At 57.7% G+C, this 26,953-nt stretch carries 27 protein-coding genes; 20 read left to right on the forward strand and 7 right to left on the reverse strand.

Annotated elements, in window-relative coordinates; all coding sequences use genetic code 11:
• The first annotated feature begins 417 nt into the window (after positions 1-417).
• From acs to ACR0DG_RS10350, 8 genes are all read left to right on the forward strand, one after another.
• Positions 418-2,382 carry an acetate--CoA ligase gene (acs, locus tag ACR0DG_RS10315; RefSeq protein ID WP_480697535.1) on the forward strand — a complete coding sequence of 655 codons (1,965 nt, stop codon included), beginning with the start codon at positions 418-420 and terminating at the stop codon, positions 2,380-2,382.
• Between the two features lie 7 nt (positions 2,383-2,389).
• The gene (locus tag ACR0DG_RS10320; protein ID WP_480697537.1) at positions 2,390-3,073 is read left to right on the forward strand and encodes an adenylate kinase; all 684 of its coding nucleotides are present in this window, start codon (positions 2,390-2,392) and stop codon (positions 3,071-3,073) included.
• Positions 3,074-3,258: 185 nt separating this feature from the next.
• The gene (locus ACR0DG_RS10325; RefSeq protein WP_480697539.1) at positions 3,259-3,543 is read left to right on the forward strand and encodes a DUF4212 domain-containing protein; all 285 of its coding nucleotides are present in this window, start codon (positions 3,259-3,261) and stop codon (positions 3,541-3,543) included.
• Between the two features lie 5 nt (positions 3,544-3,548).
• The gene (locus ACR0DG_RS10330) at positions 3,549-5,333 is read left to right on the forward strand and encodes a sodium:solute symporter family protein (RefSeq protein WP_480697541.1); all 1,785 of its coding nucleotides are present in this window, start codon (positions 3,549-3,551) and stop codon (positions 5,331-5,333) included.
• Between the two features lie 111 nt (positions 5,334-5,444).
• The gene (locus ACR0DG_RS10335; protein ID WP_480697542.1) at positions 5,445-7,268 is read left to right on the forward strand and encodes a DUF294 nucleotidyltransferase-like domain-containing protein; all 1,824 of its coding nucleotides are present in this window, start codon (positions 5,445-5,447) and stop codon (positions 7,266-7,268) included.
• Between the two features lie 25 nt (positions 7,269-7,293).
• Positions 7,294-7,812: a hypothetical protein gene (locus ACR0DG_RS10340; RefSeq protein ID WP_480697544.1), complete on the forward strand. Its 519-nt coding sequence runs from the start codon at positions 7,294-7,296 to the stop codon at positions 7,810-7,812.
• Between the two features lies 1 nt (position 7,813).
• Positions 7,814-9,226 carry a 3'-5' exonuclease gene (locus ACR0DG_RS10345; protein ID WP_480697546.1) on the forward strand — a complete coding sequence of 471 codons (1,413 nt, stop codon included), beginning with the start codon at positions 7,814-7,816 and terminating at the stop codon, positions 9,224-9,226.
• A gap of 89 nt (positions 9,227-9,315) precedes the next feature.
• Positions 9,316-9,816, forward strand: coding sequence for a flavin reductase family protein (locus tag ACR0DG_RS10350; RefSeq protein WP_480697548.1), 501 nt, complete (start codon positions 9,316-9,318; stop codon positions 9,814-9,816).
• A gap of 3 nt (positions 9,817-9,819) precedes the next feature.
• Here the strand turns inward: ACR0DG_RS10350 and ACR0DG_RS10355 are convergent, their stop codons facing one another.
• Genes ACR0DG_RS10355 through ACR0DG_RS10365 form a run of 3 tightly spaced genes read right to left on the reverse strand, consistent with a single transcriptional unit; the run spans position 9,820 to position 12,052 of the window.
• On the reverse strand, positions 9,820-10,299 hold the full coding sequence (locus tag ACR0DG_RS10355; RefSeq protein WP_480697550.1) for a DUF6505 family protein: 480 nt from the start codon (positions 10,297-10,299) through the stop codon (positions 9,820-9,822).
• Positions 10,296-10,994 carry a biotin/lipoate--protein ligase family protein gene (locus ACR0DG_RS10360; RefSeq protein ID WP_480697551.1) on the reverse strand — a complete coding sequence of 233 codons (699 nt, stop codon included), beginning with the start codon at positions 10,992-10,994 and terminating at the stop codon, positions 10,296-10,298. The genes ACR0DG_RS10355 and ACR0DG_RS10360 overlap by 4 nt, the downstream gene beginning before the upstream one ends.
• Entirely contained in the window at positions 10,991-12,052 is a 1,062-nt protein-coding gene (locus tag ACR0DG_RS10365; RefSeq protein WP_480697553.1) for an Mrp/NBP35 family ATP-binding protein, read from the reverse strand. Before ACR0DG_RS10365 ends, ACR0DG_RS10360 begins: the two co-directional genes overlap by 4 nt.
• 109 nt (positions 12,053-12,161) lie before the next feature.
• On the opposite strand from ACR0DG_RS10365, the gene ACR0DG_RS10370 reads away from it, so the two are divergent.
• The gene (locus tag ACR0DG_RS10370) at positions 12,162-12,890 is read left to right on the forward strand and encodes a c-type cytochrome (RefSeq protein ID WP_480697555.1); all 729 of its coding nucleotides are present in this window, start codon (positions 12,162-12,164) and stop codon (positions 12,888-12,890) included.
• Here the strand turns inward: ACR0DG_RS10370 and ACR0DG_RS10375 are convergent.
• The gene (locus ACR0DG_RS10375) at positions 12,884-14,836 is read right to left on the reverse strand and encodes a 4Fe-4S binding protein (RefSeq protein WP_480697557.1); all 1,953 of its coding nucleotides are present in this window, start codon (positions 14,834-14,836) and stop codon (positions 12,884-12,886) included. The two genes, ACR0DG_RS10370 and ACR0DG_RS10375, sit on opposite strands and share 7 nt — an antisense overlap.
• Before the next feature lie 262 nt (positions 14,837-15,098).
• Here ACR0DG_RS10375 and ACR0DG_RS10380 point away from each other — a divergent pair, with 262 nt between their 5' ends.
• The 11 genes from ACR0DG_RS10380 (at position 15,099) to ACR0DG_RS10430 (ending at position 24,669) form a co-directional block, all read left to right on the forward strand.
• Entirely contained in the window at positions 15,099-15,653 is a 555-nt protein-coding gene (locus ACR0DG_RS10380) for a DUF3305 domain-containing protein (protein ID WP_480697559.1), read from the forward strand.
• On the forward strand, positions 15,650-16,231 hold the full coding sequence (locus ACR0DG_RS10385) for a DUF3306 domain-containing protein (RefSeq protein WP_480697561.1): 582 nt from the start codon (positions 15,650-15,652) through the stop codon (positions 16,229-16,231). Before ACR0DG_RS10380 ends, ACR0DG_RS10385 begins: the two co-directional genes overlap by 4 nt.
• Positions 16,232-16,235: 4 nt before the next feature.
• The gene (locus ACR0DG_RS10390) at positions 16,236-16,847 is read left to right on the forward strand and encodes a TorD/DmsD family molecular chaperone (protein ID WP_480697563.1); all 612 of its coding nucleotides are present in this window, start codon (positions 16,236-16,238) and stop codon (positions 16,845-16,847) included.
• Positions 16,848-16,910: 63 nt separating this feature from the next.
• Positions 16,911-17,099, forward strand: a complete 189-nt coding sequence (locus ACR0DG_RS10395) for a ubiquinol-cytochrome c reductase iron-sulfur subunit N-terminal domain-containing protein (RefSeq protein ID WP_068334771.1) — start codon at positions 16,911-16,913, stop codon at positions 17,097-17,099.
• A gap of 107 nt (positions 17,100-17,206) precedes the next feature.
• Entirely contained in the window at positions 17,207-20,101 is a 2,895-nt protein-coding gene (locus tag ACR0DG_RS10400; RefSeq protein WP_480697565.1) for a formate dehydrogenase subunit alpha, read from the forward strand.
• Positions 20,102-20,116: 15 nt separating this feature from the next.
• Entirely contained in the window at positions 20,117-20,713 is a 597-nt protein-coding gene (gene fdh3B / locus ACR0DG_RS10405) for a formate dehydrogenase FDH3 subunit beta (RefSeq protein WP_480697567.1), read from the forward strand.
• A gap of 106 nt (positions 20,714-20,819) precedes the next feature.
• Entirely contained in the window at positions 20,820-21,170 is a 351-nt protein-coding gene (locus ACR0DG_RS10410; protein WP_480697569.1) for a putative quinol monooxygenase, read from the forward strand.
• A gap of 26 nt (positions 21,171-21,196) precedes the next feature.
• Entirely contained in the window at positions 21,197-22,393 is a 1,197-nt protein-coding gene (locus tag ACR0DG_RS10415; protein WP_480697571.1) for a formate dehydrogenase subunit gamma, read from the forward strand.
• A complete protein-coding gene (locus tag ACR0DG_RS10420; RefSeq protein ID WP_480697573.1) occupies positions 22,394-23,656 on the forward strand; it encodes a c-type cytochrome in 1,263 nt (420 codons plus the stop codon).
• A 14-nt stretch (positions 23,657-23,670) separates the two neighbouring features.
• A complete protein-coding gene (locus tag ACR0DG_RS10425; RefSeq protein ID WP_480697575.1) occupies positions 23,671-23,796 on the forward strand; it encodes a hypothetical protein in 126 nt (41 codons plus the stop codon).
• Positions 23,797-24,669 (forward strand): substrate-binding domain-containing protein, encoded by an 873-nt coding sequence (locus ACR0DG_RS10430; protein ID WP_480697577.1) that lies wholly within the window; start codon positions 23,797-23,799, stop codon positions 24,667-24,669. It begins immediately after the preceding gene.
• Between the two features lies 1 nt (position 24,670).
• On the opposite strand, the gene ACR0DG_RS10435 is transcribed toward ACR0DG_RS10430, so the two are convergent.
• Genes ACR0DG_RS10435 through ACR0DG_RS10445 form a run of 3 tightly spaced genes read right to left on the reverse strand, consistent with a single transcriptional unit; the run spans position 24,671 to position 26,946 of the window.
• A complete protein-coding gene (locus ACR0DG_RS10435; protein ID WP_480697579.1) occupies positions 24,671-25,486 on the reverse strand; it encodes an ABC transporter substrate-binding protein in 816 nt (271 codons plus the stop codon).
• A 19-nt stretch (positions 25,487-25,505) separates the two neighbouring features.
• Positions 25,506-26,240 carry an ATP-binding cassette domain-containing protein gene (locus ACR0DG_RS10440; protein ID WP_480697581.1) on the reverse strand — a complete coding sequence of 245 codons (735 nt, stop codon included), beginning with the start codon at positions 26,238-26,240 and terminating at the stop codon, positions 25,506-25,508.
• Positions 26,233-26,946 carry an ABC transporter permease gene (locus ACR0DG_RS10445; RefSeq protein WP_480697583.1) on the reverse strand — a complete coding sequence of 238 codons (714 nt, stop codon included), beginning with the start codon at positions 26,944-26,946 and terminating at the stop codon, positions 26,233-26,235. The genes ACR0DG_RS10440 and ACR0DG_RS10445 overlap by 8 nt, the downstream gene beginning before the upstream one ends.
• Between the last annotated feature and the right edge of the window lie 7 nt (positions 26,947-26,953).

Below are 26,953 nucleotides of genomic sequence, written 5' to 3' on the forward strand. Positions count from 1 at the left end.
CTTTGATGCGCCCCCTTGCCGAGACGCTTGACGTCAAAGCTAGCGCCAACATCCATATGTGCCAAGCCCTGGGAAAACTTCTGAAGCAGTACTTGGGGAAACTGTCATGCGCTAACAACCAAAAGGTGTATTCTAGATGTCTTTTGGCAAGCTCTATCCCGGTGCATTTGTCACCCAAACGCCGTTACAATTATATCATTGTATTTGTTTATAGTTTCACTTCGTATTTACAAAAATTTTTCACTTTCACAAAAATGAGAAAAATTTTTTTACAAACTAATCTTTAGTTTTCGGTAATTTATTTCCTTGTTTTCAGTTCTCCGTATTATTCGGTATGGGGAGGAAGCGGGTCGACATTGCCCGATGTGCAGGCAACATCGACCGCGTGAATTTTAGTCCAGAGGGAGGAGCCTCAGAATGACAACCGCTGCCCAGGCAGATGCCAAAGCTTATCAGCCATCCGCAGACACTGTTGCACGCGCCCATGTCGACGCCAGCAAGTACGACGAGATGTACGCGGCCTCCGTTAATGATCCTGATGCCTTCTGGGGTGAACAGGGTAAACGTATCGACTGGATTAAGCCCTACTCCCAGGTCAAGGACGTCGATTACAACTTTGGTTCGGTTGGGATCAATTGGTTTGCCGACGGCACGCTGAACGTTTCTGCCAACTGTCTGGATCGCCACCTGGAAAAACGCGGCGATCAAACTGCGATCATTTTTGAACCCGATGATCCAAACGAAGAAGCCCAGCACATCACTTATGCCGAGTTGCACCGCCGCACCTGCCGCATGGCAAACATCCTCGAGTCGATGGGTGTTCGTAAGGGTGATCGCGTTGTCATCTACCTGCCGATGATCCCCGAAGCCGCTTATGCGATGCTCGCTTGTGCACGGATCGGGGCAATTCATTCGATCGTATTTGCCGGGTTCTCTCCTGACGCGCTTGCAGCACGGATTAACGGCTGTGACGCAAAAGTCGTCATCACCGCGGACGAAGCGCCGCGTGGGGGTCGTAAAACACCGCTGAAATCAAACGCCGATGCCGCGCTACTGCACTGCAAGGACACGGTCAAATGCCTTGTTGTTAAGCGCACCGGCGGTCAGACCACATGGATTGACGGTCGCGATTTCGACTACAACGAAATGGCACTGGAAGCAGACGATTATTGCGCACCTGCCGAGATGAACGCCGAAGATCCGCTGTTCATTCTTTACACATCGGGTTCCACCGGCCAGCCCAAAGGCGTGGTGCATACGACCGGCGGCTATCTGGTTTACGCATCGCTGACGCATGAAGTGGTGTTCGATTACCACGAGGGTGATATCTATTGGTGCACCGCCGACGTCGGATGGGTCACGGGCCACAGCTATATCGTTTACGGGCCGCTGGCTAACGGTGCAACCACACTGATGTTCGAAGGTGTTCCAACATTCCCTGATGCAGGTCGCTTCTGGGAAGTGTGCGCAAAGCACAAGGTGAATCAATTCTACACCGCTCCGACCGCGATCCGCGCCCTGATGGGGCAAGGTAACGAATGGGTTGAAAAGCACGATCTCAGCGACCTGCGCCTTTTGGGTACAGTCGGTGAGCCGATTAACCCCGAAGCGTGGAATTGGTACAATGACGTTGTCGGCAAGGGCAAATGCCCGATTGTAGACACGTGGTGGCAGACGGAAACCGGCGGTCATATGATGACCCCCCTGCCCGGCGCCCACGCAACCAAGCCCGGTTCGGCCATGAAGCCTTTCTTTGGCGTTCAACCCGTTGTTCTGGACCCACAATCAGGTGTCGAGATCGAAGGTAACGGCGTCGAAGGTGTTTTGTGCATCAAAGACAGTTGGCCCGGTCAGATGCGCACCGTCTGGGGCGATCATGAACGGTTCGAAAAGACCTATTTCTCGGATTACAAAGGCTATTACTTCACTGGCGACGGCTGCCGCCGCGACGAAGATGGCGATTACTGGATCACGGGCCGAGTGGACGATGTGATCAACGTTTCGGGTCACCGCATGGGCACGGCCGAAGTGGAAAGCGCACTGGTTGCCCACGCTGCAGTGGCCGAGGCCGCCGTGGTTGGTTATCCACACGAAATCAAAGGTCAGGGCATCTATTGCTACGTGACGCTGATGAACGATCAGACCCCAAGCGACGAGTTGCTCAAAGAGCTACGCACATGGGTCCGGACAGAAATTGGCCCGATTGCATCACCCGATGTCATCCAGTGGTCGCCAGGTTTGCCAAAGACACGTTCGGGTAAAATCATGCGCCGTATCCTGCGCAAGATCGCCGAGAACGATTTTGGATCGCTGGGCGACACCTCGACACTGGCGGATCCGTCGGTTGTCGAAGACCTGATCGAAAACCGTGCGAACAAGTGAGGACGTGATGGACGCTGCTACTCTCACCACCCCCGCTGTTCTGATCCTTCTCGGCCCTCCGGGCGCCGGTAAGGGAACCCAGGCTCGCATGTTGGAAGAAAAATTCGGCCTGGTTCAACTCAGCACCGGCGACTTGCTGCGCGAGGCCGTTGCTGCAGGCACCGAGGCGGGTAAAGCCGCCAAGGCCGTGATGGAAGCCGGCGATCTGGTCAGCGATGAGATCGTCATTGCCATTTTGCGTGACCGCATGGCGCAAGCGGATTGCCACAAGGGAGTTATTCTTGACGGCTTCCCCCGCACCACGGTTCAGGCCGAGGCGCTGGACGGATTGCTGGCCACGTCAAACCAAAAGATCAACGCTGCAATCAGTCTTGAAGTTCAGGACGAGGAAATGGTGATCCGCATCTCGGGTCGCTACACCTGCGCCGGTTGCGGAGAAGGCTATCACGACACATTCAAGAAGCCGGTGAAAGAAGGCGAGTGTGACAAGTGCGGCAACACCGAGTTCAAGCGCCGCGCTGATGACAACGCTGAAACCGTTGCTTCCCGTCTGACCGCGTACCACGCGCAGACGGCACCACTGATTGACTACTACCGGGCTCAGGGCGTGCTGAAAGGCATCGACGCCATGGGTCAGATAGATGACATCGCAACCGACCTTCAGGGTCTGGTACGCGAGGTCATGAACTAAGGGGAGGAGATAAGCCCGAACCGGGCTTTGATCCTAAAACAGAATACTTCAACGGACCCGCCTTGGCGGACCAGAGAAGTTTTGCCTGACGTCACGGGGGCGTTTGGCACATTCGAGATGCGGCCTAACGCGCTGGAGGAGTTGGGCATCAGGCCGCCATCGAGGTAGCGAAGGAGGAACCCGCAATGGCGGATCAAACCACAAACTCCGCGCAGGCTGCAGAGTCCGACAAGGGCTATTGGCAGGCCAACCTGCGCCTTATCTACATCAGCCTTGTCATCTGGGCGGTGGTGTCTTTTGGATTCGGCATTCTGCTGCGTCCGTTGCTGTCGGGAATCGCCGTTGGCGGTACCGATCTGGGCTTTTGGTTCGCTCAGCAGGGATCAATCCTGGTCTTTCTGGTGCTGATCTTCAACTACGCCTGGCGCATGAACAAGCTGGACGCTGAATACGGCGTTGAGGAGGAATAAGCCCCATGGACCAGTTTACCATCAACCTGCTGTTTGTTGGCGCGTCCTTTGCGCTATACATCGGCATCGCGATCTGGGCCCGTGCGGGTTCCACATCGGAGTTCTACGCCGCCGGTCGCGGCGTTCACCCGGTCACCAACGGTATGGCGACAGCGGCAGACTGGATGTCTGCGGCCTCGTTCATTTCGATGGCGGGCCTGATTGCCTTTACCGGCTATGACAACTCGACCTTCCTGATGGGTTGGACCGGTGGCTACGTGCTGCTGGCGCTGCTGCTTGCACCTTACCTGCGTAAGTTCGGCAAATTCACCGTCTCGGAATTCATCGGCGACCGTTTCTACAGCCAGACAGCCCGTATCGTGGCGGTTATCTGTCTGATCGTTGCGTCGGTGACCTACGTTATCGGTCAGATGACCGGCGTTGGCGTTGCCTTTGGCCGCTTCCTTGAGGTTTCCAACACCTCGGGTCTGCTGATCGGTGCCGCAGTCGTGTTCGCATACGCGGTGTTCGGCGGGATGAAAGGCGTTACATACACTCAGGTCGCTCAGTACTGCGTTCTGATCACCGCCTACACCATCCCTGCGATCTTCATCTCGCTGCAGCTGACCGGCACTCCTGTTCCGGCGCTGGGTCTGTTTGGTGACACCGCCAGCGGTGAGCCTCTGCTGACCAAGCTGGATGCCATCGTGACCGAGCTGGGCTTTAACGACTATACCGCCCACCACTCGAACACGCTGAACATGGTGCTGTTCACCTTGTCGCTGATGATCGGTACTGCGGGTCTGCCCCACGTCATCATGCGCTTCTTCACCGTTCCCAAAGTGGCTGACGCACGCTGGTCGGCTGGCTGGGCGCTGGTGTTCATCGCTCTGCTGTACCTGACCGCTCCTGCTGTTGGTGCAATGGCTCGCCTGAACATCACCGACATGATGTGGCCCAATGGTGGCATCGAAGGTGGCGCTGTTTCGGTTGAACAGATCGACAATGACGCTCGGTATGACTGGATGGCCACTTGGCAGAAAACCGGTCTGCTGGACTGGGAAGACAAGAATGGCGACGGCAAAATCCAGTACTACAACGACGCAAACGCCGACATGCAGGCACTTGCCGAGGAAAAAGGCTGGGTTGGTAACGAGCTGACCAAGTTCAACCGTGACATCCTGGTTCTGGCTAACCCCGAAATCGCCAACCTGCCGGGTTGGGTGATCGGTCTGGTCGCTGCTGGTGGTCTTGCGGCCGCTCTGTCGACCGCTGCGGGTCTGTTGCTGGCGATCTCGTCGGCTGTATCCCACGACCTGATCAAGGGCGCTATCAATCCGAACATCTCGGAAAAAGGCGAACTGATGTCAGCACGTGTCGCAATGGCTGTAGCCATCGTTGTGGCAACATATCTGGGTCTGAATCCTCCGGGCTTCGCGGCGCAGACGGTTGCTCTGGCCTTCGGTCTGGCGGCTGCCTCGATCTTCCCGGCGCTGATGATGGGTATCTTCTCGACCCGCATCAACAACACCGGCGCGGTAGCAGGTATGCTGGCTGGTCTGGTCGTCACACTGGTCTACATCTTCCTGCACAAGGGCTGGCTGTTCATTCCGGGCACCAACTCGTTCACAGATGCTGACCCACTGCTGGGTCCGATCAAGTCGACCTCGTTCGGTGCGATCGGTGCGATGGTCAACTTTGCGACTGCCTACGTTGTTGCAGGCATGACCAAAGAGACCCCGCAGGAGATCAAGGAAATGGTCGAAAGCATCCGCATTCCCCGTGGCGCGGGCGCAGCTCAGGATCACTGAGACATGATGCGGCCCAAAGCGCACTTGCAAAAGGCCGCGTCTTTCGACTGACTACTCCCGCCCGGCACACCACCGGGCGGGATTTTTCTAGCGGAGCCTAAAGAGTAGCCCATGCCCCTGTCCCATGACGAGATCATCCGGTTTCTGAAGTCCGTACACCCCTATGACGCATTACCTGCAGATGTACTGGACACGGTCGCGCGACAAATTGAGGTGTGGGAGGTCGAAGAGGATTTCCCTGTCTACGAACTGGGGCATACCCTGCCCGGCGTTTTCGTAATTTACGAAGGCCAAGTCGAAATCAAGGATGAGAACGACGCCGTTGTCTCTCAGCTGGGTCTGCGCAATTCCTTTGGCGAACGTGGTCTTCTGAAAGACGGAAAAGCGACCACCAAAGCCAGGGCGCACACTCCATCAGTGCTGTTGGTTCTGCCGCCTGATCTGGTGCGCGATCTTATCGACGGTCATCAAGTCGTTTCCAAATTCTTCAACCGCACCCGGGATGCACGCTCGGGACCGCAGAGTCTGGCGACCAGTTCCATTGACGTTCTGATGGCCCACAACCCCGCCACCTGCCCGCCTGACACTCTGGTGCAAGACGCTGCAAGGCTGATGCGGGACAAACATATCTCATCGCTTTGCGTCACCGAAAACGGCGCGCTGCAAGGCATCGCAACACTGCGCGATATCTCGGGTAAATTCGTGGCCGATGGGTTGCCAACTGATACGCCCATTTCAGCCATCATGACCGCAGACCCGATCACTCTGTCACCAACAGACATTGGGTCGGATGTTCTGCATATCATGATGGAACGCGGGATAGGCCACATCCCAATATCCGAAGGGGGCCGTCTGGTCGGAATCGTCACGCAAACCGACCTGACCCACTATCAGGCCGTCAACTCGGCCGAGTTGGTCCGGCGGATCGCAAATGCGCAGACAGCGCAGCAGATGGCGACGGTCACTGCCGAAATCCCACAGCTTTTGGTGCAATTGGTCGCCGCTGGAAACCGGCATGAAATTGTAACCCGTCTGATAACGGACATCGCGGATACGGCGACGCGGCGACTGTTGGCCTTAGCCGAAGAAAAACTCGGCCCGCCCCCAGTTCCTTATTTGTGGCTGGCCTGTGGCTCTCAGGGGCGACAGGAACAGACCGGCGTTTCGGATCAGGACAACTGCCTGATGCTGGACGATAGCGTGTCGGATGCGGACATGCCGTATTTTCATTCACTGGCAAAGTTCGTGTCGGACGGATTGGACACTTGCGGGTATTTCTATTGCCCCGGCGACATGATGGCGACCAATCCACGCTGGTGTCAGCCGCTCCGGATCTGGCGGGACTATTTCCGAAGCTGGATCGCCAAACCCGACCCCGAGGCGCAAATGCTGGCGTCGGTCATGTTCGATCTACGCCCGATCGGCGGTGCCTTTCATTTGTTCGACGACCTGCAAGCCGACACGCTGGAAGCGGCACGCGCAAATTCGATCTTTGTTGCGCACATGATTTCGAATTCCCTGAAACACACGCCGCCGCTTGGCCTGTTGCGCGGCTTTGCAACCATTCGGTCAGGAGAGCATCGTAACACGCTGGATCTAAAGCATAACGGAGTTGTTCCCGTCGTGGATCTGGCGCGGATTTACAGCCTGCAGGGTAAACTGACCGAGGCTAACACAAGGGCGCGCCTGCGGGCCGCTGGTGCGGCGGGTATCCTTAGCCCATCGGGTGCGCGCGACCTTTTGGATGCCTATGATCTGATCGCGGAAACAAGGCTCGAGCATCAGGTACGACTGGCAAAAGACAACAAAAAACCCGACAATTTCCTGCCACCATCCGATTTATCCGACTTTGAGCGAAGTCATCTACGCGATGCTTTTGTCGTGGTAAAAACGATGCAATCCGCGGTAGGTCACGGTAAAGGGATGCTGGGGTAAGCCCCGGGAAGTTCGGAGAAATACAATGTTCCTAGAGCTGATTGGCACCATCTTTGCAGGCATCGCATTTGCCGGCGTGGTCATGCTGGTAAACAAAATCACTGGCGGTCGGCTGCCAAAATGGGCCGCCCCGGTAGGGGCCGGGCTAGGCATGATCGCGATGACGATTACCAGCGAATACTCGTGGTACGGCCGCACGGTCGACACTCTGCCCGAGGGGATGGAGATCGTGCAGGAGGTTGAAAGCAAAGCATTCTACCGCCCCTGGACCTATGCGATCCCATTTGTGAACCGGTTTGCTGCGGTCGACACAGTATCTGTTCGCACCAATGATCAGGTCCCCGAGCAACGGCTTGTGGACATGTATTTCTTTGGACGTTGGTCTCCGGTCTCAAAGCTGCCTGTCGCAGTTGATTGCGCCGCAAATAGCCGCGCCAATCTGGCCGACGGCGCCGAATTCGGGGACGATGGTCGCCTGTTGAACGCCGACTGGTTGGCGCTGGGTGCTGAAGACCCGATAATCGAGGCAACTTGCGGAGTGTAACATGCTGACTCAGTTAAGCCTTCGCCTACGGATTTTTCTGTTTTTTTGCCTGTTGGCGGTGGGCGGCTTGGCCGTCAGCTCGATCTCGTTGTGGATCAGCTACAAGCGAGTTTCAAACCCTGCCCTGTTGGATGCCTTCGTATTTGCCGAGATCATTACAGCGTTTGGTCTGCTGGCCCTAATTGTAGGTGTTTGGCTGCTGTTTGACGACAACGTTGCCAAGCCGATCGAGCGTCTCTCAGCCGAACTGCGCGCAAGAGCGCATGCAGGGGTTCAGAGCGATATGGACATGCAGGCTGCAAAGTATTTGGGTGATCTTGCACCCGCAGCGGCGGGACTGGCCGATCAGCTTTCAGAAAAGACGATGGATGTCGCCGAAGCGATCGCGGCAGAAACCGCCAATCTGGCGGCTGAAAAAGAACGGCTCACGGCACTTCTGACCGACATACCGGTGGCGATGTTGTTGGCTAGTCCGACGCATAAAATCGTTTTGTATGACGGACAGGCGGCTGGCGTCCTTGCGCAAATCTCTCACCCTCGTCTGAACGCATCCCTGTTTGAATACTTTCAGCATGGGCCGCTGGAACAAGCGTACAAAAAACTGTCTGCGTCGGGACTTGAGGTGCAATGCACCCTGACCAGCCTTGACGGTACTCAGACATATTCGACCCGCATGAAACCACTGGGCGACGCGCCGGGCTATATGCTGATCCTCGAAGACAGCGCGACCAGTATCGCACCCGACGCGGCACGGCCATTGGTTTATGACTTCGCGTTGCTGAATTCCGCGGCCAATCAGGCCTTTGAAGAGCTCGAACTGCGGGATTTGTGCTTTGTCGTGTTTGACACCGAGACAACGGGACTGCTGCCGCACAAGGATGAGATCGTTCAGATCGGCGCGGTTCGGGTCATCAACGGCCGGATCGTGGACGGTGAGCAACTGGACATGCTGGTGGATCCAGGTATGCCAATCCCTGCCGCGTCGACCAAGGTTCACAAGGTGACAGACAGCATGGTCGCAGGCGCGCCTGATATCGCCGAGGCAGGTCGCATATTCCACCAATTCGCCCGCGACGCTGTTATCGTCGCACATAACGCCCCCTTCGACATGGCCTTCCTGCGGCGTCACGCCCCCAAGATGGAAGTGGAATGGGATCACCCAATACTGGACACTGTTCTTCTTTCTGCGGTCCTGTTCGGTGCCAGCGACAAGCACACACTGGATGCGCTATGCGAAAGGTTGGACATCGTCATTCCCCATGAGCTGCGCCATACCGCCTTGGGCGATGCTGTTGCGACCGCTGAAACTCTGGTCAAGATGCTTCCGATGTTGCAGGCCCGCGGGATGAATACCTTTGGTGCCGTGGTCGAAGCGACCCGTCAGCATGGTCGTCTGCTGGAAGACCTGAACTGATCTGGAAAATCTCAGATTTCGACACAGCTTTTCGTGGACAATTCCAACAGTCCGTGGCACCTGAGGCGCGGCCACAGAACGAGCGCGCGATGACCGAAAAGACTTTTACCCCGACCCCAGATCAAAGCATCGCGTTCCGCGAGGCCTTGGGCTGTTTCGGTACCGGTGTCACGGTCGTCACAACAACGACGGATCTGGGGCCGCGCGCAATAACAGTGAATTCTTTTTCGTCCGTATCATTGGACCCGCCTTTGGTTCTGTGGTGTTTGGCCAAGGATTCAAACCGTTTCCACGCGTTCAACGCCTGCCAACACTATTCGATCCACGTGATGGCCCAAGAGCAGCAGGATCAGGCCCTAAAATTCGCCCGGGACGGAAACGATTTCTCGCATGCGCAATGGGAAAAAGACCACGCAGGTCGCCCCCGGCTTGCGAATTGCCTTGCCCGATTTGATTGCCAACTCCACGCGAGCCATGAAGCCGGTGACCATCTGATCCTTGTCGGCGAGGTCGAGACTGTAATGTACCGCACCGGAAAGGGCCTGATTTTCAAACGCGGTCAATTTGGCGGGTTTGCGGACCTGATCTGACGCTCACTCATCCAGTGAGCCGTGCACAGCCAGCGCCTCAAGTTGGGTTTCCTGCGGTGTGATGATACGAAACGCCTCGTGCACGCCAGTGTCCGACAGTTCGCGCGCAACGGTCAAAAGCGTATTGGGCGCGTGTTCCTCGCACAATTCAGACATGTGATTAATCTCCGCCTGCGCTACACCCATAGCAGCCTCGACGGAGGGCGCGCCGTAAAACTGCACAAAATGCTCTGCCAGGTTTTGCGCAATTTGGTCCAACTCATTCGGTTCGACCTGTGTCACCGCCACGAAAGTCACCCGGCCAAAGGTTTCGACCCCTAGCCAACCGTTCGAGAACGCCTGACGGGATTTACCTTCTAGGTCACCATCACCCCAGTTCGAAAACTCGAAACCGCCAGATATGCACCACTCACCAGTTCGGGCCGGAGAGTGGAACACATTCATATCGCTTTCGTCGAAATGGATCGCGCGCGCCAGTTTCATGTCTTGTTCTCCAGTAACTCTGTCAGAGGTCGCAAACGGGTGTCCGAACCCTCGCGGATCAGCATCCCAAAGCGTTCATCTGCGCCCAGAAACACGCCGGTTTCGCCATAGTCTTCACCGACGCCACGCAGCAGCCCCATCCATTCGCCATGCAGTGGCGCGTTTCCGTCTTCCTGCCAGCGATTGAGCCAAGTCAGCATGTGACGCGACCAGCTTTCGACCAGTTGAACGGTAGAAACATCCGCGCAACCTTCGTCATAAAGCGCTGTGACATCAGGTGTTTCGCCCGGTGCGTCACTGGTTTGCAGCAAAGCCAGCTCCCACCCGACGATGAGCCAGTCAGGCTCTGCCTCTGGGTTGGTGTCAGAGGCTACGACCTGAAACTTGCCGCATTTTGCGCCATTCACGCAAATTGGACCGTCCCAATCCAAATGAACTGCAACCTCGGGCGGGGCCAAGGCGCCAAGCGCGTTCTGAAAACCGACTGAGCATAAAGGCAGCATCGCCATAGCATCCTGCAAGGGAACTTCTGGCGTAAAGACAATCGCCACGCGAAGGCGATCGGCCTGTATGTTGTAAAACACGGTTCCCGCATCGCACCCAAGCGCGGCCATTGCTTGCGCACGCTCGAACGGATCGTCCCCACCCTGCACCGGGTGGCCCTGTAGCAGAGGGGGAAAGACGGGCTCAATCATGCGTTGCCCTTGGCAATCAGATCGCGCGCAATCTTGCGGAACGCATCTGCCTGGGCGCTTTCGGGTTTGCTAACCACAATCGGCGCACCACCATCGGCGGCAACGCGGATATCCAGATGCAGCGGGATTTCACCCAGTAGTGGCACGCCTAACGACTCGGCCTCGAACGCGACGCCGCCATGACCGAACACATGTTCTTCATGCCCACAGTTCGAGCAAATGTGCGTGGACATGTTTTCGATCATGCCAACAATGGGCGTCTTGAGCTGATTGAACATGTCGATGCCCTTACGGGCGTCGATCAGCGCCACATCCTGCGGCGTCGACACCACGATCGCGCCGTCTACCTGGAACTTCTGACTGAGGGTCAACTGAACGTCTCCGGTTCCGGGTGGCAGGTCAACGATCAGAACGTCCAAAGCCCCCCACTGCACCTGATTCATCATCTGCTGAAGCGCGCCCATCAGCATCGGACCACGCCAGACAACCGCCTGCCCTTCATTCGTCATGAGCCCCATGGACATCATGGTCACGCCGTGATTGCGCAAAGGCAGGATCGTTTTTCCATCCGGGCTGGCCGGGCGGCCCGATACCCCTAACATCCGGGGCTGGGACGGGCCGTAAACATCAGCATCCAGCAGACCAACGCGACGCCCCTCGGCGGCCAAAGCGCATGCCAAGTTAGCCGACACAGTCGATTTGCCCACACCGCCTTTACCCGAGGCGACGGCAATAATGCGGTCGACGCCCGGTACGGCCTGTGGACCGGTCTGCGACGGTTTCGGCTTGGGTTTAAGATCGGGTGGAGCCTTGTCCGAATGCGCAGTCAACATGGCCGAGACCTTGGACACGCCATCCACCATCTGCGCTGCTTTTTCAGCCGTTGCGCGTACGGGTTCCATCTTTTCGGCGTTCTTTGGGTCGATCTCCATGACAAAGCGCACAGTGTCGCCTTCGACGTTCAGCGCACGCACAACTCCGGCGCTGACAATGTCCTTTCCGGAAACCGGATCAGTGATCTTTTTGAGGTTCGTCAGAACCGCGTCACGAACACTCATGCCTGTAACCCTTTGATTTCTTGAACCATATGGTTGCCGTTCATCGCATGTGTCTCCGTCTCTTTCTGTTTATTTGACGCGTTCGGGGCGCTGCCGCTAGGCTATACCCATGCGCGTTATTCTGTTGTGCCTGAGCCTGACGCTCACTGCCACCCCCTCTTGGTCGCAAGAGGCACTGGGGCTTGCCGCCCCGCCCGAGGTTACAGACTCTGGTCTGTTGCAACATATCCTTCCACGCTTCTCTCTCAAGACCGGGATACGCGTTATTGCCGATGAAACCGGTGTTTTGGTGCTGGAAAGTGGGCCACCCGGTGATCCGGTCTTTGCCCGGGATGGGGTGATCTACCACTTGCGGATCGGCGACGATGCGAAACACGAACGGTTCCGCGACTGGTTGCTGTCGGATATCGGAAAACGAACCGTCGAGGGATTCGCCCCTGAAAATGGCGCGCCCTTCTCGGCAGAGTTCGAAATCGCAGCGATACAGCAGGAAACTGTAATCGACGGTGATGCCCTGCGCGGTGAAGAGCTGTCGATGACCCATTGCGGACGCTGCCACGTGATCGGCCCCAAGAACCGCATGAACGGGCTGGGTTCGACACCGTCTTTTGCCGTTCTGCGCGCGATGCCGGACTGGTCCGAACGGTTCGAGGCGTTCTTTGCCCTGAACCCGCACCCTGCCTTTACGCAGATCGACGGGCTGACGCTGCCGTTCGACCCCGAGCGTCCCTCGCCTATTCATCCCGTCGAGATGACGTTGGACGAATTGGACGCCATATTGGCTTTCGTCTCGGTCCTGAAGGCGGCCGACTTGGGCGCACCGCTGCAACTTCAGTGATCCTTCCGCTTTGAAAAGTAATCCTCGGTCGTGACGACCTTGGGTCGTGGGTTCGACTGGAAGGGATTGTCTTGTTGCTGGAACTGTACGTTGACACGGCAGTTGTCGCACATCTGGATCATTCGCGCCTTTTCCGAGGTCGCAAACATCGGATGCGCCCCCGACAGTTTCTCCATGATGCGTTCTACGGTCGACTTTACGCCAAACAACGCCCCACATTCTACGCAGGCAAAGGGTTCTTCTTCGTTCAGTACCTGCTGAGACAAAGCGGCATCGCTCAGATCCAGTTGAGGGACCAGTGAAATGGCGTCTTCCGGGCAAATTGTGCTGCACATTCCGCATTGCAGACATGCATCTTGCTGAAAGTTCAGTTGCGGCTTGTCCGGGTTGTCAATCAGGGCACCAGACGGGCACAAAGACACACAGCTAAGGCACAGCGTGCAGCTATCCTTATTCACGGCAACGGCCCCATAGGGCGCGTTGTCCGGCAAAGGCAGCGGAGATTCGGCCCCCGGATTCAACGCCTGCGCCGCCAGCCGGGCAATCTGCCGTCGGTTTCCAAGCGGCAAAACTGGGTCCGCCAATGGTTGCGGCACGTCCTGCGCATATAGCAGGTCAGAAACCGCATCGGGATCAGCCTCGTCAATCAGGCCGACTTTTCCCACCCCGCAGATTGCTTGGGCAAGTTCCAGTTCCTTATCCAGCGCATCTCGTTCCGTCGTCGGGGACAAAAGCACATCCACCCGCGCGAAACCATGCGCAAGCGCTGCGAGCATTTCAGCGTGCCCAAATCCTGAGATTACTTCCAGCTCCAGCGGGATAACGTCTGCGGGCAGACCACGCCCAAACCGCGCTGATAGCCGGATCATTTCAGCGCCATGTGCGTTGTGAACCAATAGCCGCGGAGCACTACCGCCAGCGCGCCGATAGGTACGCGCCAGGATATGCATTCGGGACAATAGCGCAGAAACCGGAGGGTCCTCGTAAGTGATCGCGGTCGATGGGCAGACTGCAGCGCATTCCCCGCAACCGGCGCAGATCATCGGATCGATCGTCACATGTTCACCGGCGGGTGTAATCGCACCGGTCGGACAAATATCCAGACAATTCGTGCACCCCACCTGCTCGGCCCGGGAATGGGCGCACAGCGATTCCTCCATCCGCACGTACAGAGGTTTCTCAAACGTTCCGACCAGCTGGGCAGCCTCAAAGGCCAACCGTTCAACCGCGAGCGTATCCTTGGGGTCTGCACGCAGATAGCCTTCGCGTTTGGCAGGGGCCTGAACAAACGCTGTGTCACCTGCAAGGTCCACGACAATGTCGCAAGACGACTGAGCCCCGTCCTTGGGTTCCGACCACGTAAAAGCACCACGTCCACCGGGCTCAAGCTGTTGCAGCCCGTCAAGCCGCATGGAAAACCCACCCAGCGCACCGGTAAGATTGCGGATTTTCCCGCGCACGACATCATAGGCACGCGACATGGGCTCAGCCGCATCGGTGCAAAGGACCGTAACGGCCAGCGACCCGGATAGTTTTTCAGCCAGACCAAATGCAACCTCACCCGGGCCAATGATGAAACACGTCCCTTCGCTGTACACATCGACGCTGGGCGTAATGGGTTGCGGCAAAAGTGCCTCTGCCGTCAAAGCTGCCATTTTTGCTGCGACGTCATTGCCTTGTTCCGACCACCCTGCGCGGTCCCGCAAGTCGACAAATCCAGGCACGTCGACCTGCAATTCTTCAGCCAACGCCCGGAAAACATCCTGTTCCTGACCACATGCGATCACTGCATCGCCGTCCTGCAGCAGGGCTGCGGCGCTTTCCAGCTCGCGGGTGCAAAGCGCTGTGTGCACTTTTGAGCATGCCGTATCACAGGTCGAGGCTATCTTGTCTGCGTCGATAGATTGAGTCCCTGCGCAGTCACACAGCAATATCTTGGTGCTCATATCCCCTCCCCGGAAATCGCTCCATCCCTCAGCACATTAGGCTGTCGTCCCCAACCGGCAATGTAAAGACCCCGATTTTGGCCGAAAACTTACCCTTGGACGCGCAACCAAACCCTTATTTCACGGCGATCCACAAGCCCCCTCACGAATACGCTATCAGCGTATACGACTAAGGTCGTAGTGTCCGGGCTTGGCTTTCTACCAATTTGTGTACCATAGTGGACATGGGGAAGGCAGGGGAGAGCTTTCCGGGGAGGACTACGTGGCGAAGGCCGCTAACCAGATTGAAATGCCAATCGGCGTCGTCGTGCGCAAAACGCCTGGGGTAACCCGCTGGGCCAAATGGAACTGGCGTGCGGTTGCCGTTTTGCCGGGTGCCGCGCCTGCGGACTGGCTTGAAATGCGCCGCGAAGGTGAGGCCGTGGAGTATCACGCCGCGACCCTGCCGTTAAAGCTGTGGGCGGACGAAACCGAAGCTTACATGGTCAATCTGTCCGACGGACAGCCTTCGATCTATCTTGTTCTGCGGGATGCATTGGATGGCGAGCGGCCCATGGATGCCGTTCTGGTCACCGCCTCGCCATACGAAGGTCAGGACTATGCCGATACCGGCGAGGAAATCGTCGAAAAAATCCCGATGACCGAAGGACTGATCGCCTGGGTTCGCGACTTTGCGTTGGAACACCATCGCGATGAGGTTTTCGTCAAACGCAAGCGGGACAAAAAGCGCACCGATCTGGTCGAGGATGGCAAAGGCGACTCCCGTATCCGGCAAGCCTCAGACGTCTACCGTGCGCCGCGTAGGATCATCCAATGACCGAAGCGCGCGATTTCTGGTCCCGCCGAAAGGCCGCTGTGCAAGCCGAGGCAGAAGCCGAAGTCATTGCGGCCGAGGAACAGGTAATCGCGGATCAGCGCGCAGAACTCGAAGAAAAAACGGATGCCGAAATCCTGGCCGAGTTGAACCTGCCCCATCCGGATGAGTTGCAGGCAGGTGACGACGTTTCAGGCTTTATGGCCAAGGCGGTTCCCGATCGTCTGCGCCGCCGCGCCCTGCGTCGGTTGTGGAGGCTTAACCCGGTACTGGCGAATGTCGACGGCTTGGTCGATTACGGCGAAGACTATACCGACGCCGCTTGCGTCATCGAAAACATCCAGACTGCGTATCAGGTTGGCAAAGGGATGCTGGCCCATGTCGAAGCCTTGGCTGCGCAAGCCGAGGATACCGAAGTAGACGAAGTCCAGCACGAAACCGAGGTTGAAGATCAACAGCCTGAACCTGACGCAATCGAAGATCCGACTCCCGAACCATTCGAAATGGCGCAAGCCGAAGAACCCGAAGAAGCAGAGCTTCCCCCTGCCCCGCGCCGTATGAAATTTGAATTTGAAGGATAACCTGATGACCGCAAGCGAAGCGCAACAGATCGATGTCTCGGCCGAGGATCGCCTGCGCGCGGATTTCTATAACTTTCTGGGTTTGCTGCTATCCGGCCCGCCCGATCAATTGCTTTTGGACCAGGTTGCGGGTCTGACCGGCGATGACACCGACCTTGGGCAAGCTATCCAGGCAATGGCACGTGTCGCCAAAATCACCAAACCGGCTGCTGCCGAGCGTGAATTCAACGCGTTGTTCATCGGTCTTGGACGTGGCGAGCTGCTGCCGTATGCCAGTTTCTATCTAACCGGATTCTTGAACGAAAAACCGCTGGCACAGCTGCGCAACGATATGGCTATTCGCGGAATCACCCGCGCGCCGAACGTGTTCGAACCCGAAGACAATATTGCCTCTTTGATGGAGATGATGGCCGGCATGATTGTTGGCCGCTTCGGTACGGCCGCCGGGCTGGACGACCAAAAGGCGTTCTGGAGCAAGCATATCGGTCCTTGGGCCACACATTTCTTTTCGGATTTGGAAGCCGCCGAAAGCTCGGTTCTCTATGCCTCGATCGGGACAGCCGGTCGCGTGTTCATGGAGATCGAGCGCGAGGCGTTCCGAATGACGACAGCGTGACGCGCTGTCATTCGCCAGCGCCCTTCGCGGGGCGTTAAACTGCAAATGGGAAAGGAGACACCCATGAGCAAGACCAAGGAAGAAGGCGCAACACGCCGCGACTTCCTCAAACTGGCCGGAACCGCAGCACCCGCTGCTGTCGCCGCAGCCAGCCTGACCGGACAGGCCGAAGCAGCCGAGCTGCCTACGGACGAAACCCGGATGCAGGACACCGCGCACACGCGCGCATATCTCGACAGCGCCCGGTTCTAAGACCGGACGACGTCACCACCCGACTGACGGTTGCGATTGGCCCTGACGTCGGTTTTGAACAGTACCAAGCCAGCCGTGGCTGACACGGCGCGCAAGGGAGGAAAGTAATGCTTAGGAAAAAGACCAACGGGGTTGCGAGACGCCCCCAGCGGACAAGTATCCTGTCCCAGGTCGGCGAGAAAACCGTCGATCGCCGCGCATTTCTGCGTGGTTCGGGCCTGACGATCGGCGGCCTCGCCGCGATCAGCGCGACGGGTGGAACCGTAACGCAAGCCAGTGCCCAGACAGCGGCCAATCAGGCCGTGGAAAACATCAAGTCCGTATGTACCCACTGCTCGGTCGGTTGTACCGTCGTAGCCGAAGTGCAGAACGGTGTCTGGGTCGGGCAAGAACCCGGCTGGGACAGCCCGTTCAACCTGGGTGCACACTGCGCCAAGGGGGCCTCGGTCCGCGAGCACGCCCATGGCGAACGCCGCCTGAAATATCCGATGAAAAAGGAAGGCGGCGAGTGGAAACGCATCAGCTGGGAACAGGCGATCGACGAGATCGGCGACGGCATGATGAACATCCGCGAAGAATCCGGGCCGGACAGTGTTTACTGGCTGGGTTCCGCGAAACATAACAACGAACAGGCCTATCTGTTCCGCAAGTTCGCCGCCTACTGGGGCACGAACAACGTGGACCACCAGGCCCGTATCTGCCACTCGACCACTGTTGCGGGCGTTGCGAACACATGGGGCTACGGCGCCATGACCAACTCGTACAACGACATGCACAACAGCCGGGCCATCTTCATCATCGGTGGTAACCCGGCCGAGGCACACCCCGTCTCGCTGCTGCATATCCTGCGCGCGAAAGAGCAGAACAATGCCCCTCTGATCGTCTGCGACCCGCGCTTTACGCGCACCGCGGCGCATGCGGATGAATATGTCCGCTTCCGCCCCGGCACCGACGTTGCACTGGTCTGGGGTATCCTGTGGCACATCTTCGACAACGGTTGGGAGGACAAAGAGTTCATCCGCACCCGTGTCTGGGGTATGGACCAGATTCGCGAAGAAGTTGCAAAGTGGAACCCCGACGAGGTTGAGCGCGTCACCGGCACACCCGGCTCGCAGCTGCGCCGCGTCGCCCGGACCATGGTGAACAACCGTCCCGGCACCGTTGTATGGTGCATGGGTGGTACACAGCACACCAACGGCAACAACAACACCCGCGCCTACTGCGTGCTTCAGCTTGCGCTGGGCAACATGGGCACCTCGGGTGGTGGCACCAACATCTTCCGCGGCCATGACAACGTGCAGGGCGCGACGGACCTTGGTGTTCTGTCCCACACCCTGCCCGGCTACTATGGCCTGTCCGCAGGTGCATGGGGTCACTGGAGCCGCGTCTGGGGTGAAGATCTGGATTGGCTGAAAGGTCAGTTCGCAACGATCAAGGACAAGGAAGGCAAGGACAAGCCGCTCATGAACGAGCGCGGCATCCCGGTCTCTCGTTGGATCGACGGTGTTCTGGAAGATCCTGCCAACATGGATCAGGACAATAACGTCCGCGCCATGGTTCTGTGGGGCCACGCGCCCAACTCGCAGACCCGGATGACGGAAATGAAGACGGCGATGGAGAAGCTGGACATGCTGGTCGTGATCGACCCGTATCCCACCGTCTCGGCCGTTCTGCATGACCGCACCGATGGCGTCTACCTGTTGCCCGCCTGTACGCAGTTCGAAACACGTGGCTCGGCCACGGCATCGAACCGGTCGCTGCAGTGGCGTGACAAGGTGGTTGATCCGCTGTTCGAAAGCTTGCCGGACGAGGTCATCATGGCCAAGTTCGCCAACAAGTTTGGATGGGCAGATCGCTTCTTCCGCAACATCGAGATGGAAGACGCTGAAACCCCCAATGTTGAAAGCATCACGCGTGAATTCAACTCGGGCCTCTGGACTATCGGGTATACCGGTCAGTCGCCGGAACGTCTGAAAAGCCATATGGCCAACCAGCACACGTTCGACAGAACCACGCTGCAAGCCATTGGTGGACCCAACGACGGCGAATACTACGGCCTGCCGTGGCCCTGCTGGGGAACGCCTGAGATGGGTCATACGGGGACACCAAACCTCTATGACATGTCCAAGCCGGTGGCCGAAGGCGGCCTGACCTTCCGCGCCCGTTTCGGGGTGGAGCGTGATGGTGACAACCTGCTGGCCGAAGGGGTCTATAGCGTTGGATCGGAAATTCAGGATGGCTATCCCGAATTCACGATGCAGATGCTGATGGATCTTGGCTGGGATGGCGATCTGACAGCCGAGGAACGCGCGGCGATCGACGCTGTCGCGGGACCAGAGACCAACTGGAAAACCGACCTTTCCGGCGGTATCCAGCGGGTTGCGATCAAGCATGGCTGTGCGCCCTTCGGGAACGCAAAAGCCCGCGCGGTCGTCTGGACCTTCCCGGATCCGATCCCACTGCACCGCGAGCCGCTCTATACGCCGCGTCGCGATCTGGTGGAGGACTATCCAACCTACGAGGACCGTCAGGCCTATCGCCTGCCCACCCTTTATGCTTCGATCCAGAAGAACGACTTTTCAAAGGATTACCCGATAATCCTAACGTCTGGTCGTCTGGTCGAATATGAAGGCGGCGGTGATGAGACGCGGTCGAACCCGTGGCTGGCCGAGCTGCAGCAGGACATGTTCGTCGAGATCAACCCCCGCGATGCCAACAACCTTGGTATTCGTGACGGGTCACAGGTCTGGGTCGAAGGTCCGGAAGGCGGCAAGGTCAAGGTGATGGCGATGCTGACCAACAGGGTCGGTGCCGGCGTAGCCTTCATGCCGTTCCACTTTGGCGGCCATTTCCAGGGCGATGATCTGCGGTCGAAATACCCCGCTGGTGCAGACCCCTATGTCTTGGGTGAAAGTTCCAACACCGCCCAGACCTATGGCTACGATTCAGTGACCCAGATGCAGGAGTCCAAGTGTACTCTCTGCAAGATCTGGGCAGCGTAAGGAGGAGAAGAGAAAATGGCAGCAAGAGCAAAGTTTCTCTGCGACGCCGAACGCTGCATCGAGTGCAATGCCTGCGTCACCGCGTGTAAGAACGAACACGAGGTGCCGTGGGGCGTGAACCGCCGCAGGGTGGTGACGATCAATGACGGCAACCCGGGCGAACGCTCGATCTCGGTGGCCTGTATGCATTGCTCGGATGCGCCCTGCATGGCGGTGTGCCCGGTCGACTGCTTCTATCAAAACGAAGAAGGTGTCGTCCTGCACTCCAAAGACCTGTGCATTGGTTGCGGTTATTGCTTTTACGCGTGCCCCTTCGGCGCGCCGCAATATCCGCAGGCGGGCAACTTCGGATCGCGCGGCAAGATGGACAAATGTACCTTCTGCGCCGGCGGCCCCGAGGAAACGCACTCGACCGCAGAGTTCGCCAAATATGGTCGCAACCGGATCGCCGAGGGCAAACTGCCCATCTGCGCCGAGATGTGTTCCACCAAGGCCCTGCTCGCCGGTGACGGCGACGTGGTCTCGGCCATCTACCGCGAGCGCGTCGTCGCCCGTGGCTTTGGCTCGGGCGCGTGGGGTTGGGGCACAGCCTACGACCAGAAAGACGGCTAAGGTCTGACCAAAGCCTTACAGCCCCCTGTCTTTAGCGGGGGGCTGTTCCACTCTTTTCGGTGGCCGCTTGTCGGCCGCCGTATTTCCTGACCGTGGTGGAGCGAACATGACCGAAGATGTCTACTGGCTGCTAAAGCTGGATCTGAACCCCGAAAAGCAGTCTGAGTTTGAGGGCCTGATGGCCGAAATGGTCGCCGCCACACGCGAGGAAACGGGTGCCAAAAGCTATGAGTGGCACCAAAGCGACAACGCCATTCACATCTATGAACGTTACGCAAGTTCCGAAGATGCGATGATTCATATGCAAAATTTTGGGGCAAACTTCGCGGATCGGTTTATGTCTTTGCTTACGCCGGTCCAGTTTGATGTGTACGGCCCCGCGAAAGACGACCTACAGGCGGCCCTGTCCCCTGTCGGAGCTGTCTTTCACACGCAAATCGGCGGCTTTGACCGCTGACACGACCAAGAATAGGGAAAGAACCCATGCGCCTGATCCATTTTTTGCTCGTTTCACTCTTTCTGACCGGGGCCGCATGGGCACAGGAAACGTCTGAGCCCGCAGCACCAGACCGGTCTGCAACAGGCGGCGCGACGACGCTTGAGGACATCCTCGCCCGCCAGCGCGGCGAAAAAGTGGACAACACGTATCGCTCGGAAAACACCGGTCAAGGCAATGTCGAAGGCCTGTTGGGTCAGTTCGGCACCCGAGGCGTCGCCTCGGACAGCGAGGTTTACCGCGCGCTTCGTTATGGGTCCGCTGACGTCACAGTATCCTCGCGCGGCCCGGCTGATAGCGTTCTTATCCAGGATGGCGGCATGTGGTGGTGGTCCTTCCGTACCGGCCCACTGCGCGAGTATGGCTCATACATCATCGCGGGAATGGCTGCGATCATTCTGCTTTTCTTCCTGATCCGCGGAAAGATCCGCATCGACGGTGAGAAAACCGGCCGCACAGTAACGCGCTTTAACGGAATTGAACGCTTTGGCCACTGGCTGTTTGCCGGGTCATTCCTGGTGCTTGGAATTACGGGTCTGCTTACCCTGTATGGTCGCGACTTTCTGATCCCTATCTTCGGGAAAGAAGGCTTCGCCACTATCGCACAGGGCTGCAAGTGGCTTCACAACAACCTCGCTTGGGCCTTTATGCTCGGGTTGATCATCATCACTGTTAACTGGATCGCCCACAATATCCCGAACCGAACTGACCTGAAATGGTTGGCTGCGGGCGGCGGGCTATTTACGAAAGGCAGCCATCCCCCGGCTAAGAAGTTTAACGCCGGACAAAAGGTAATCTTTTGGTCTTGTGTTCTGCTGGGCGTGTCCATCAGCCTGTCTGGGCTTTCGCTGCTGTTCCCGTTCGAGATGCCGTTGTTCGCCAAGACGTTCTCGATCGCGAACTCGACCGGCATTCCTCAAATGTTGGGTTTGAACCTGCCTGTGCAGATGTCCCCGCAAGAGGAAATGCAGTACGCGCAGGTCTGGCACGTGATGGTTGCGTATGTCTTCATCGCGATCATTATTGCACATATCTACCTTGGCTCGGTTGGCATGGAAGGCGCGTTTGACGCCATGGGCACCGGTGAAGTCGAAGAGCAATGGGCGCGCGAGCACCACTCGCTGTGGCTTGAGGAGGTTCAGGAAAAAGAGGCTGGCAAAGCTGCGGCCTCGCCCGCTGAATAAATGCGCGCCTTCGCGCTGGTTATTGCCCTTTTGCCCCTGCCCGCCTGGGCCGAATTCTTTACGCTCAAAGGGCATGGCGGCCCCATCATGGGTATCGCCACTGCGCCAGACGGGCGGATCGCGACGGCCAGCTTTGACAATTCGGTCGGCGTCTGGTCCGACCAAATGCCCGAGTGGCTGGAAGGTCACGAAGCCGCCGTCAACAGCGTGGCCTTTAACGGTACCGCGATCTACTCTGCCGGGGATGACTTTACCCTGCGGCGCTGGCCCGGCGGCGAAGTCGTGGGCCGCCACAAAGGTAAGATTGTAAGCATTTCAGCATCCAAAACCCATGTCGCTACAGCCAGTTGGGACGGCACGATCGGTGTTTGGCCGGTAGACGGCTCCGCTCCGCAGATACTTGGCCCGACAGGCAGCGGCGTGAACTCTGTCGTGTTTACACCGGACGGCAGGCAACTTTACTCGGCCGGTGTGGATGGAACTTTGCGGCTTTGGAATGTTGAAACTGGGCAAGAGACGTTGCGTATCGTCGAGCACGGCTTTGGTGTCAATGAACTGGTTCTGAATGCCCAAGACAACTGGATCGCGTACGGAGCGGTCGATGGCGTAACCCGCATTCGCGACCTGACCACGGGCGAGGAGCGGGATTTCACACTGGATCGCCGCCCTATTCTTGCTCTGGCGCTGAGCCCGGATCGCAGTCTTCTGGCTGTTGGGGACGGCGAAGGCTTTATTATGGTCATCGACACCAAGGAATGGCGCATCGCGCAAGACTTTCGCGCGACGCTGCGTGGGCCCGTATGGGCGCTTGCCTTTTCACCGGACGGTCAAAACATCCATGCCGGTGGTATTGATGAGGCTATGTTCAGCTGGCCCGTCGACAGCCTGCGCGGTCAGGAACAGATGGCAGGTGCCGAGCCGAGCTTTCTGAAAAACCCCAGCGAGATGAGCAACGGAGAACGCCAGTTCGCCCGTAAATGCTCGATCTGTCATAGCCTGACACCGGATGGTAAACGGCGCGCGGGCCCGACGCTGCACGGTGTATTTGGGCGAAAGGCCGGAACTCTGCCGGGATATTTTTTCTCGGATACCTTGCAAGACTCTGATATCATTTGGAATGATGAAACCATAAATGCCCTTTTCGACGAGGGGCCGGACCACTACATTCCGGGGTCTAAGATGCCGATGCAACGGATAACGCAGGCCAGCGACAGGGACGATCTGATCGCCTTTCTGCGCCAGGCCACGGCACCGGAAAACTGAACCGGAGGAAAACGATGAAAGCCTTTCTTGTCGCTGTCGCTGCGATGGTCGTTATTACCGTGGCTGCACCATATGTGCTGGGCCAGATCGGTTTCAGCGCGGCTGATGCAGGGACGGGTTCCGCCGTACGCCTCGACTGAATGAGCGAATACCTAACCACGAAAGAGCTTGCCGATCTGTTGCGCATCGGCGAGCGCAAAGCCTACGACCTTGCCTCGTCGGGCGAGGTTCCATGCGTGCGCGCAATGGGAAAACTACTGTTCCCACGGGCTGAAATCATTGCCTGGCTCAACGCCTCGCGTTCCGGTCCGCAGGTGGCTGAACCACCCCTGCCCCCGATCGTCGCTGGCAGTCACGATCCACTACTGGATTGGGCGCTACGCGAAAGTGGGTCTGGTTTGGCGACGTACTATGACGGGTCGTTCGATGGTTTGAATCGCTTAAAAGATCGTACCGCGCAGGCAGCTGCCCTTCATATTCACGAAGAAGACGGTTTCAACGCCCGCGCTTTGCGCGACCAACTGGGCGAGGCGCCTGTTGTTCTGTACGAAATTGCAAAACGCCAACGCGGGTTGCTGCTGGCCCCCGGCATTTCAGACATCAACACGTTCCAGGACTTGTCCGGGCGGCGTGTGATATTGCGCCAAAGCTCGGCAGCCAGCCAACGCTTGTTTGAGGCGCAGCTACAGGCTCACGGTCTGTCCTACGAGGATCTCGATGCTTTACCGACCTGCGCCCGTACTGAGGAAGAGTTGGCCATTGCCCTGCATGACGGCAAGGCAGATGCTGGTTTTGGACTTGGTGCCTTGGCCGGGTTGTACAATCTGGGCTTTGCCCCGACACATTCCGAGCGGCTGGACCTTGCGATCTGGCGCCGCGCCTACTTTGACGACCCAATGCTAAAGTTGTTGCAGTTCCTGCAATCCAACCGTTTTGCCAATCGGGCCGCTGAGTTTGGCGGATATGACCTGAAAGGTTTGGGCACAATCCATCACAACGGGGCCAGCGGCTAGATCACTTGGCATTGGGAAAAAACAACTGTTCTCCATCCAATTTGTACGACGCGATAGCCGCTTGCCCATCTGGGCCAGTTAGCCAATCGATGAAACGTTGCCCCGCCGCAGCACGCACGCGGGGATGTTTTTCAGGATTTACCAAGATTATACCGTACTGATTGAACAAACGAGGATCTCCCTCGACCAAAATCGCAAGATTCCCCTTATTTCCAAAGGATTGCCACGTGGCACGATCCGTCAAGGTATAGGCGTTCATACCGCTGGCAACATTCAGCGTAGCGCCCATGCCCGAGCCTGTTTCACGGTACCATGTTCCGGACGCCGCCGTCGGATCTAAGTCTGCCGACGCCCAATGCTTCATTTCTGCTTTGTGCGTTCCGCTGTCATCCCCGCGCGATGCAAATGGGGATTCAGCTTCAGCGATTGCAGCAAGTGCCGCAACGATATCATCACCACCCTTTACCTTTGCCGGGTCCGCATTGGGGCCGACCAGCACAAAATCGTTGTACATGACGTCAAATCGCTCAACGCCCCAGCCATCCGCAACAAATTGCTCTTCGGCAGGTTTTGCATGCACCAAAAGGACATCACCATCACCGTTAACCGCATTCCGGATCGCTTGCCCCGTTCCCACGGCGACAACGCGCACATCAATGCCAGTCTCAGCCTCGAACCCCGGCAAAATATAATCCAGCAGCCCTGAATTCTGCGTCGAGGTCGTGGACTGAACCACGATAAAGGGCGCTTCAGCAACGGCTGGGGCCGCCATCAATCCAAGCCATACCACAGCCATCCGAAGAAAAGTCCGGATCATTCAGATCTCCATCATTCGATTAAGTTACAAGTCCGCCTGCAAGATAGCGACGCGATGCATCACTTTCAGGGGCATCCAGCACTTGCTTGGCAGCGCCGTGTTCTACCACGCGGCCACCTTGCATCATCACGATATCAGCAGCCAACCGCCGTGCCTGACCGATGTCATGGGTTACCATAACGATGCGAACACCGCGGGCCGACGCACGCAAGATCATCCGCTCGATCATTTGTGTCGCCCCCGGATCCAAGGCGCTGGTGGGCTCATCCAAAAACAGTGTTTCGGGGTTCAAGGCAAGCGCACGCAAAATGGCAAGCCGTTGCGCTTCGCCGCCTGACAATGAACGTGCCGATTGGCGGGCTTTGCCTTCCAGCCCGCCTTCGGTCAAAAGCTCTTCGATCCGGGATTTGCGCGATGCACGCGGCAATCCTTGACGTTTCAGCACAAAATCCAGGTTCCCGGCCACGGATCGGCGCAGCAGAACCGGCTGTTGAAACACCATGGCCTGACGTGCTTTGTCATCCGCGTTTAGGGGTGATCCATCCTGAACCACCTGACCCTGATCGGGCATAATCAACCCGTGCAAACATCGCAGAAGCAAGCTTTTGCCAGCCCCATTGGGGCCAAGGATCAGGGTTGGACCGGGTCCATCCAAAGACAAATGCGGCACGTCCAGCAAAGTTTTGCCGTTACGCGCGATTTTTAGCCCCTGAACGGCAAGGCCACCGACAATTTCGCAAACGAGATCACGCATGACGCAGCCCCTCTTGTTCTGCCCTTAGGCTAACGGCACTGACCATGGCGTTCACGGCAACCGCAATGCCGATGAGTATTGCGCCCAGTGCCAATGCCAGCGCCAGATTTCCCTTGGACGTTTCAAGGGCAATCGTCGTCGTCATCACCCGGGTTACGTGATTGATGTTTCCGCCTACGATAATAACAGCACCAACTTCGGCTATCGCGCGCCCAAAACCGGCTAGCAAAGCCGTCACAAGCGCCAACCGCGCATCCCAGAGTAGCACAGGAACCGAGGCCAGTCGCGACACGCCCAGTGATCGCAGTTGTTCCGCGTATTCTTCGGCCAGCATCTCGATCACCTGTCGGGTCAGTGCCGCGACTATCGGCGTCACCAGCACCACCTGCGCGATGATCATAGCGGTCGGTGTATAGAGCAATTCTAGGACACCCAAAGGACCTGAACGCGACAACATCAAATAAACCAACAAACCCACAACGACCGGAGGAAACCCCATCAAGGCGTTCATCAGAATAATCATCAGGCGTCGCCCCGGAAACCGAGCAACGGCCAAAGCGGCCCCAATCGGCATGCCGATCAAGGCGGAAATCAGCACCGCAAAAACGGAAACTTTAAGCGACAAAAGCACAATCGCCCAAAGCTCTGCATCCCCGTTCAGGATCAGAGAAAACGCTGCACTGAATTCTGATGCAAATCCCTGCATATTCTTC

Source organism: Ruegeria sp. BG8 (genome assembly GCF_056538325.1).

Coding starts and splice junctions, on each gene's coding strand:
- ACR0DG_RS10415 (WP_480697571.1), top strand. CDS start 21,197: ATGCGCCTGATCCATTTTTTGCTCGTTTCACTCTTTCTGACCGGGGCC.
- ACR0DG_RS10425 (WP_480697575.1), top strand. CDS start 23,671: ATGAAAGCCTTTCTTGTCGCTGTCGCTGCGATGGTCGTTATTACCGTG.
- ACR0DG_RS10420 (WP_480697573.1), top strand. CDS start 22,394: ATGCGCGCCTTCGCGCTGGTTATTGCCCTTTTGCCCCTGCCCGCCTGG.
- ACR0DG_RS10335 (WP_480697542.1), top strand. CDS start 5,445: ATGCCCCTGTCCCATGACGAGATCATCCGGTTTCTGAAGTCCGTACAC.
- ACR0DG_RS10345 (WP_480697546.1), top strand. CDS start 7,814: ATGCTGACTCAGTTAAGCCTTCGCCTACGGATTTTTCTGTTTTTTTGC.
- acs (WP_480697535.1), top strand. CDS start 418: ATGACAACCGCTGCCCAGGCAGATGCCAAAGCTTATCAGCCATCCGCA.
- ACR0DG_RS10360 (WP_480697551.1), bottom strand. CDS start 10,994: ATGATTGAGCCCGTCTTTCCCCCTCTGCTACAGGGCCACCCGGTGCAG.
- ACR0DG_RS10350 (WP_480697548.1), top strand. CDS start 9,316: ATGACCGAAAAGACTTTTACCCCGACCCCAGATCAAAGCATCGCGTTC.
- ACR0DG_RS10325 (WP_480697539.1), top strand. CDS start 3,259: ATGGCGGATCAAACCACAAACTCCGCGCAGGCTGCAGAGTCCGACAAG.
- ACR0DG_RS10375 (WP_480697557.1), bottom strand. CDS start 14,836: ATGAGCACCAAGATATTGCTGTGTGACTGCGCAGGGACTCAATCTATC.
- ACR0DG_RS10400 (WP_480697565.1), top strand. CDS start 17,207: ATGCTTAGGAAAAAGACCAACGGGGTTGCGAGACGCCCCCAGCGGACA.
- ACR0DG_RS10320 (WP_480697537.1), top strand. CDS start 2,390: ATGGACGCTGCTACTCTCACCACCCCCGCTGTTCTGATCCTTCTCGGC.
- ACR0DG_RS10435 (WP_480697579.1), bottom strand. CDS start 25,486: ATGATCCGGACTTTTCTTCGGATGGCTGTGGTATGGCTTGGATTGATG.
- ACR0DG_RS10340 (WP_480697544.1), top strand. CDS start 7,294: ATGTTCCTAGAGCTGATTGGCACCATCTTTGCAGGCATCGCATTTGCC.
- ACR0DG_RS10390 (WP_480697563.1), top strand. CDS start 16,236: ATGACCGCAAGCGAAGCGCAACAGATCGATGTCTCGGCCGAGGATCGC.
- ACR0DG_RS10395 (WP_068334771.1), top strand. CDS start 16,911: ATGAGCAAGACCAAGGAAGAAGGCGCAACACGCCGCGACTTCCTCAAA.
- ACR0DG_RS10370 (WP_480697555.1), top strand. CDS start 12,162: ATGCGCGTTATTCTGTTGTGCCTGAGCCTGACGCTCACTGCCACCCCC.
- ACR0DG_RS10430 (WP_480697577.1), top strand. CDS start 23,797: ATGAGCGAATACCTAACCACGAAAGAGCTTGCCGATCTGTTGCGCATC.
- ACR0DG_RS10440 (WP_480697581.1), bottom strand. CDS start 26,240: ATGCGTGATCTCGTTTGCGAAATTGTCGGTGGCCTTGCCGTTCAGGGG.
- fdh3B (WP_480697567.1), top strand. CDS start 20,117: ATGGCAGCAAGAGCAAAGTTTCTCTGCGACGCCGAACGCTGCATCGAG.
- ACR0DG_RS10445 (WP_480697583.1), bottom strand. CDS start 26,946: ATGCAGGGATTTGCATCAGAATTCAGTGCAGCGTTTTCTCTGATCCTG.
- ACR0DG_RS10365 (WP_480697553.1), bottom strand. CDS start 12,052: ATGAGTGTTCGTGACGCGGTTCTGACGAACCTCAAAAAGATCACTGAT.
- ACR0DG_RS10385 (WP_480697561.1), top strand. CDS start 15,650: ATGACCGAAGCGCGCGATTTCTGGTCCCGCCGAAAGGCCGCTGTGCAA.
- ACR0DG_RS10355 (WP_480697550.1), bottom strand. CDS start 10,299: ATGAAACTGGCGCGCGCGATCCATTTCGACGAAAGCGATATGAATGTG.
- ACR0DG_RS10410 (WP_480697569.1), top strand. CDS start 20,820: ATGACCGAAGATGTCTACTGGCTGCTAAAGCTGGATCTGAACCCCGAA.
- ACR0DG_RS10330 (WP_480697541.1), top strand. CDS start 3,549: ATGGACCAGTTTACCATCAACCTGCTGTTTGTTGGCGCGTCCTTTGCG.